This window comes from Streptomyces sp. CO7, assembly GCF_053474865.1.
Map to the genome: position 1 here is coordinate 883,769 of NZ_JBRIOU010000004.1, position 2,472 is coordinate 886,240.

Below are 2,472 nucleotides of genomic sequence, written 5' to 3' on the forward strand. Positions count from 1 at the left end.
CCCAGGGGTGTACCCCGGGCGCGGGCCCGTCGGAGAGGAGAGGCGGCGTCAGCCGGCGAGGATCTCGCGGGCCAGCTTCGCGGTCTCGGTCGGCGTCTTGCCGACCTTCACGCCCGCGGCCTCGAGGGCCTCCTTCTTCGCCTGCGCGGTGCCGGACGAGCCGGACACGATCGCACCGGCGTGACCCATGGTCTTGCCCTCCGGCGCCGTGAAGCCCGCGACGTAGCCGACGACCGGCTTGGTCACGTTCTCGGCGATGTACGCCGCGGCACGCTCCTCGGCGTCGCCACCGATCTCACCGATCATCACGATGAGGTCGGTGTCGGGGTCGTCCTGGAACGCGGCCAGCGCGTCGATGTGCGTGGTGCCGATGATCGGGTCGCCACCGATGCCCACGGCGGTGGTGAAGCCGATGTCACGCAGCTCGTACATCATCTGGTACGTCAGCGTGCCGGACTTCGAGACCAGGCCGATGCGGCCCGGCTTGGTGATGTCGCCCGGGATGATGCCGACGTTCGAGCCGCCCGGCGTGATGATGCCGGGGCAGTTCGGGCCGATGATCCGGGTCTTGTTGCCCTTCTTGCCGGCGTACGCCCAGAACGCGGCGCTGTCGTGCACGGCGATGCCCTCGGTGATCACCACGGCCAGCGGGATCTCGGCGTCGATCGCCTCGATGACCGCGTCCTTGGTGAACTTCTCCGGGACGAAGATGACGGTGACGTCGGCGCCGGTCTTGTCGATGGCGTCCTTGACGGAGCCGAAGACCGGTACCTCGGTGCCGTCGAAGTCGACCGTCTGACCCGCCTTGCGCGGGTTGACGCCGCCCACGACGTTCGTGCCGTCGCCGAGCATGAGCTTGGTGTGCTTCATGCCCGTGGCACCGGTCATGCCCTGGACGATGACCTTGCTGTCCTTGTTGAGCCAGATAGACATGGTGTGTGGATGTCCTCGTCCTCGGTGCTTACTTGGCGGCGGCGAGCTCGGCGGCCTTGGCGGCCGCACCGTCCATGGTGTCGACGCGCTGAACCAGCGGGTGGTTGGCGTCGCTGAGGATCTTGCGACCCAGCTCGGCGTTGTTGCCGTCGAGGCGGACGACAAGCGGCTTCTCGACCTTCTCGCCGCGCTCCTCGAGGAGCTGCAGGGCCTGGACGATGCCGTTGGCGACCTCGTCACAGGCGGTGATGCCACCGAAGACGTTGACGAACACGGAGCGGACGTCCGGGTCGCCGAGGATGATCTCCAGGCCGTTCGCCATCACCTGGGCGGACGCGCCGCCACCGATGTCGAGGAAGTTGGCGGGCTTCACGCCGCCGTGGGCCTCACCGGCGTACGCGACGACGTCCAGGGTCGACATGACCAGGCCGGCGCCGTTGCCGATGATGCCGACCTCGCCGTCGAGCTTGACGTAGTTGAGGCCCTTCTCCTTGGCAGCGGCCTCGAGCGGGTTCGCCGCGGCCTTGTCGTGGAGCTCCTCGAAGTCGGGGTGACGGAACTCGGCGTTGTCGTCCAGGGAGACCTTGCCGTCGAGGGCGAGGATGTCACCGGAGGCGACCTTGGCCAGCGGGTTCACCTCTACCAGGAGGGCGTCCTCCTTGATGAAGACGTCCCACAGCTTCACCAGGACGGCGGCGACCTTGTCGGCGACCTCGGCCGGGAACTTGGCGGCCTCGACGATCTCGCGGGCCTTCTCCGGGGTGACACCGTCGATCGCGTCGATCGGGGTCTTGGCGACGGCCTCGGGGCGGTTGGCCGCCACCTCCTCGATGTCCATGCCGCCCTCGACGGAGGCGATGGAGAGGAAGGTGCGGTTGGCGCGGTCGAGGAGGAAGGAGACGTAGTACTCCTCCGCGATCTCCGGCGCCAGCTCCGCCAGCATGACCTTGTGGACCGTGTGGCCCTTGATGTCCATGCCGAGAATGTCGTTGGCGCGGGCGACGGCTTCGTCGGGCGAGCCGGCCACCTTGACGCCGCCGGCCTTGCCGCGGCCACCGACCTTCACCTGCGCCTTGACGACAGACTTGCCGCCGAGCCGCTCGGTGATCTCGCGCGCCGCCTCAGGCGTGTCGATGACTTCACCGGCAAGCACCGGTACATCGTGCTTGGCGAAGAGGTCCCTCGCCTGGTACTCGAACAGGTCCACGCGCTTCCGTCCCTATCAGTGATCTCGCGGTTCGTTGGATGCGTGGGCGTGCCGCGAAGGGCAACGTGACGTCCGCTGTTGTCACAAGGGGGGCGCACACGGTGTCCGAGCGCGCGGCATGTCCGTCCGGCAGGGTATCCCCGCCACCCGCGAGGGCTCTAATTAGGGCATCACACATGAGCGGTGATAACGGTCACATGTTGTCGCAGGTGATCACCTGTTTTGGCCCCTTCGGCCCCCCTCGGCCGACCTCACCGCGTCGGTCCCGTTCGGGTGAGGAAGTCCCCTTGCCGGAGCGGACGCGGGGTGAGGGCCCGGGGGGGGCGGTGAGT

2 protein-coding genes are annotated in these 2,472 nt (G+C 68.0%); both read right to left on the bottom strand.

Annotated elements, in window-relative coordinates:
• Positions 1–48: 48 nt before the first annotated feature.
• Positions 49–933 carry a succinate--CoA ligase subunit alpha gene (gene sucD / locus ACOV8S_RS16820; protein WP_351110535.1) on the bottom strand — a complete coding sequence of 295 codons (885 nt, stop codon included), beginning with the start codon at positions 931–933 and terminating at the stop codon, positions 49–51.
• Between the two features lie 28 nt (positions 934–961).
• A complete protein-coding gene (gene sucC, locus ACOV8S_RS16825; protein WP_351110537.1) occupies positions 962–2,140 on the bottom strand; it encodes an ADP-forming succinate--CoA ligase subunit beta in 1,179 nt (392 codons plus the stop codon).
• Positions 2,141–2,472 lie beyond the last annotated feature (332 nt).